The sequence below is a fragment of the Streptomyces sp. NPDC002926 genome, assembly GCF_053591755.1.
Genome location: NZ_JBSFUK010000075.1, coordinates 1 through 4,815 on the forward strand (window position 1 = coordinate 1; position 4,815 = coordinate 4,815).

A 4,815-nucleotide genomic window follows, 5' to 3' on the forward strand; every position below is an offset into this window, starting at 1 on the left:
CATCGCCGCCCGACGCCAGCAGCTCCCAGAAGCCCTCCGGCGTGTCGATCCCGCCCGGCAGCCGGCACGCCATCGACACCACAGCGATCGGCTCGGTGCGCGAGGCCCTTTCCGCGCCGAGTGCCTTCTCGGAGTTGAGCAGTGCGGTGGTGGCACGCCTGAGGTGGGACTCGAGCTTCTTGACGTCGGACCCGCTCATGAACTGACTCCAAACTTGTCGTCAAGGAACCGCAGAAGGTCTTCGGTGCTGCCGTCGGCATCGAGTTGGCTCCCGGGGTCGGGCGGACCGAGGTCGACGACCTTCGCCAGTCCGTCCTTGAGAGCCAGCAGTCCTCCTGCCAGTCCCTGTTCTTCGAGTTGCTTCGGCGTCGCGGAACGCAGTAGTTCCACCAGGCCGTCGATCTGTGTCTTCGTGAGGGTGGCCGCCACAGTGCGGCCGGAGCCGCCGGCCACGGCTGACGTCGCGGTCGCCGGGGCGATCTGCTCCAGCAGGAACGCGGCTATGGCGGTGGGCGTCGGATGGTCGAAGGCCAGCGTCGCCGGGAGTGCGATGCCGGTCTCCGCCGACAGGCGGCGGCGCAGCTCGACGGCCATGAGGGAGTCGAGGCCCGCCTCCTTGAGCACCTGTTCGGCGCCCATGACGTCCGAGTCGCCCAGGCCGAGGACGACGGAGGCCTCGCCCCGGACTGTCTGGAGCAGCAGCCGCTTCTGTTCCTTGGCCGACAGTGCCGCCAGCCGGTCCCTGAGCTGTGCCGGTGCCGCCGCGGTATCCTGCACCCTGCGCATCCGGCCGCGGAGCAGTCCCCGCAGCAGCGCGGGGGTCTCCTCGCCCTTCTCGACGCCGCGTTGGAGCGCGCCGATGTCCAGCTTGACGGGCACGTAGTGGGCGCCGGACCACGTCAGAGCGGTGTCCAGCAGCCGCAGTGCCTGCGTCGGGGTCAGGGCGGCGATGCCCTGGCGGCGCATTCTGGAGAGGTCGGCCCGGCCGAGGCCGGCCGTCGGTCCCGCGCCCGCCTGCTGCCACAGACCCCACGAGAGGCTGGTGCCGGTCAGGCCTTCGGCGCGCCGCCGGGCGGCCAGCGCGTCGAGGAACGTGTTCGCCGCCGCGTAGGTGCTCTGTCCCGCGCCGCCCATGACGCCGGCCACCGAGGAGAAGAGCACGAACAGCGACAGGTCCAGGTCGCGGGTGAGTTCGTGCAGATGTGCCGCGCCCGCAGCCTTCGGCGCCATTACGTGCCACAGGCGTTCGGTGTCCTGTCCCACGGCGAGCCCGTCGTCGAGGACCGCCGCCAGGTGCACGACGCCGCCCCACGGGTGGTCGGCGTCGGCCTGGTCGAGTACCGCGGCGAGCTGTTCACGGTCGGCGACGTCACAGGCCACCACTCGTACGTCGGTGGCGCCCGCTTGCTGAAGCTCGTCTGCCAGGTCGGCGGCGCCGGGTGCTTCGGGTCCCTGCCGGGACGTCAGCACCAGGTGCCGTACGCCGTGTTCGCGTACGAAGTGCCCGGCGATCTCGCGGCCCAGTTCACCGGTGCCCCCGGTGATCAGGAGTGTCGCGTCCGGATTCCACTCGCGGTGCGGGGCGGGATCTCCGGCCGGGGGTGGGGTGGCCCGTACCAGGCGTGGGGCAAGGATCTCGCCCGCGCGTACGACCGTCTCCGGTTCATCCTGTGCCGACAGGGCGTGTGCGAGCAGGTCCGGGGACGCCGCCTCGTCGTTGGTGATGTCGACCGTCCGTATCGTCCGCTCCGGGTTCTCCGAACGCACCGACCGGAGCAGCCCCCGCAGCGACGCGCCCGCAAGGTCGTGCGCCGCTGCGGGCAGGGCGGCGTCTGCCGTGACCCAGGCCAGTTCGGTGGCGTCCAGGCGCGGTTCTCCGAGCAGCCGCTGGACCAGCGTGAGGGCGTCGCCCGTCGCGGCCCGGAGTGCGGAGGGGATGTCGGTGGCCGTCTCCGTCGCGTCGACCACCACGCGCTCCGGCGGCAGGCCGCCTTCGTCGAGCCGGGCGATCAGCGCGTCGGTGTCCGTGACGCTGTCGGCGCGCAGGGCGCCCGCCAGTTCGCCGCTGCCTCCGAGCACCCAGGTGGTGGGCTGCGGCGCGGCCCCGGACGGCTTGCGCAGGGGCTGGTGCCGCACTTCGTAAAGGTGGTCGACGGGGCGCCCGGCGCGAATCTGCTCCGGTGTGGCCTCGCGCAGCCGCAGCGCGCGCACGGCGGCCACCGGCCTGCCCTGTGCGTCGGCGACCCGGACCCGTGCGGTGGAGCGTGCGGTGTCCAGGTCGATACGGACGCGCAGGGTCGAACTTCCGACGGCGTACAGTTCCACGCCCTCCCATTCGAAGGGCAGCAGGACCCGGCGGTCGGTCGCGTCCTTGTCCCTGACTGCCTGCAGGGTGTGCAAGGCCGCGTCGAGGAGGGCGGGGTGGATTCCGTAGTCCTGTCCGGGGACGCCTTCCGGCAGGCGCACGAGCCCATAGGCGGTGTCGCCGTCGCGCCACAGTTCACTCAGACCCTGGAACGCCGGGCCGTACTGCACTCCCTGGGCGTCCAGACGCTCGTAGAATCCGTCCAGGGGCACCGGCTCGGCCCCGTCCACGGGCCAGGCGCTCAGCTCGGCGAAGCCTTCCTCCGCGGTGCCCGTCGGGTCGCCGTCCTGGAGCAGTCGGCCGGTGGCATGGCATGTCCAGGTCTCCTGGTCCGACTCGCGCCTGCTGTAGACAGCCACGGTGCGCTCGCCGTCGAGGCCGGGCGCGTCGAGGACGACCTGCACCTGGATGGGTGTGTCGTCGTCCAGGATCAGCGGCTCGGCCAGGGTCAGCGCGCCGACCTGGCCGGCACCGGCTTCGCGGGCGGCGGCCAGCGCCAGTTCCAGCAGGCCGGTGCCGGGCACGAGGACCGTGCCGAAGGCCGCGTGGTCACGCAGCCACGGGTGGGCGGCCGGGGCGAGCCGGCCGGTCAGCACCTGGCCCTCTCCGTTCGCCATCGTCGTGACGGCACCGAGCCACGGGTGGTGCGCCGGAAGCAGGCCCATGGAGTGGGCGTCGCCCGCCGGAGCCGCCGACTCGGTCCAGAAGCGTTCGCGCTGGAAGGCGTACGTGGGCAGGTTCACCGGCGCCTGAGTGCCGGGCTCGGTGGGCAGGGCGCGCGACCAGTCGGTGTCGTGGCCCTGGACGTGCAGCAGGGACATGGTCCGCAGAAGTTGGGACACATCGCCCTGGTCGCGCTGGAGTGTCGGCACCACCACACCGCCCGCGGCGGCGCTGCCGTTCGTGAGCGGCATCACCAGGACGGGGTGCGGGCTGACCTCGACGAACACATCGTGGCCGTCCTCGAGGAGTCGGGCCTGGGCCAGGTCGAGCCGTACCGGCTCGCGGAGGTTGCGGCACCAGTAGTCGCCGTCCAGCTCGCGGCCGTCGACGACGGTGCCGGTGACCGTCGAGCAGAAGGGGATGCTGGTCTGCCGGGGGCGCAGCGCGGCGAACTGTTCGCGCAGGGCGGGCAGGAGCGGGTCCATGTGTGCGCTGTGGGAGGCGCAGGCCGCGTTGAGTTTGCCGCAGACCACGTCGTCGTCGTCGAGATCCATGAGGACGTCGTTGACGGCGTCGGCGTCGCCGGAGATCACGGTCCACCGCTCGGTGTTGACTCCGGCGATCGACAATGCCTCTGCGTAGGGGGCGATACGGGCCTGCACGTCGGCGACCGGCAGTTCGACCACGGCCATTTCCCCGCCGCCGCCGTCTCGCTGCAGCGCCTGGCTGCGTACCGCGACGATGCGGGCGCCTTCCTCGACGGTCAGTGCCCCCGCGACCACGGCCGCGGCGACCTCGCCCTGGCTGTGGCCCATCACGGCTGCCGGCTCCAGACCGAGCGACCGCCAGGCGGCCGCCAGGCCGATGTACATCGTGAACAGCACCGGCTGGACCACGTCCAGCCGCTCGAACGGCAGCTGGGCGGAGCCTTCGCCGCGCAGCCGCGCGAGGGCCGACCAGCCGGTGAACGGCACCAGCGCCGCGTCGCATGCCGTGGCGGCCTCCAGGAACGCCGGGCTCTGCTCCAGCAGTTGCCGGCCCATGCCTTCCCAGTCGGTGCCCTGGCCGGGAAAGACGAACACGGTCTTGGCCCGGGGCTGTGCGGTGCCCTGGACGAGGGCGGGGTGGGGGGTGGCGTCGGCCAGTGCCCGCAGTCCGTCGACGAGGTCAGCTGTGGAGGCGGCAGTGACGGCCGCTCGCTGCTGGAAGTGCGTACGGTGGCGGGCCGCGGTCACGGCCACGTCCGCGAGGGACACGTCCGCGTGGTCCGCCAGCCAGGACGCCCAGCGGCCGGCCTGCTCCCGCAGTGCCTTCTCGTCGTGTGCCGACACCACCACGGGCAGTGCCACGGGAGCCGCCGCGGGTGGGGTGTGCGTGGCGGCCTCGGCAACCACCTCCCGTACGGGCGGCTCCTCGACGATGACGTGTGCGTTGGTGCCGCTCAGACCGAACGACGACACACCCGCCCGACGCGGACGCCCCTCCTCCCGCGTCCAGGGCCGGGCTTCCTGAAGGAGCTGGAGGCCGCTGTCCGCCCACTCGATGAGCGGCGAAGGCTCGTCGGCGTGCAGGGTCTTGGGCAGCTTCTCGTTCTGCAGGGCGAGGATGGTCTTGATGACGCCGACGACACCTGCCGCGGCCTGCGCGTGGCCGATGTTCGACTTCGACGAACCCAGGAAGACCGGCCGCTGCGCGTCGCGCCCGGGGCCGAACACCTCGGCCAGCGCGCCCGCCTCGATCGGGTCACCCAGAGACGTACCGGTGCCATGCGCCTCGATCGCGTCGAT

Annotated in this window: 2 protein-coding genes; both read right to left on the reverse strand. The window is 72.4% G+C overall.

Annotated features, from left to right (window positions below):
- Positions 1-199 (reverse strand): beta-ketoacyl synthase N-terminal-like domain-containing protein (locus tag ACWDZ6_RS33260; RefSeq protein WP_351462052.1); only part of this gene is annotated, 199 nt, incomplete at its 3' end.
- A partial coding sequence (locus ACWDZ6_RS33265) for an SDR family NAD(P)-dependent oxidoreductase (protein WP_451505813.1) occupies positions 196-4,815 on the reverse strand: 4,620 nt, incomplete at its 5' end. The genes ACWDZ6_RS33265 and ACWDZ6_RS33260, both read right to left, overlap by 4 nt.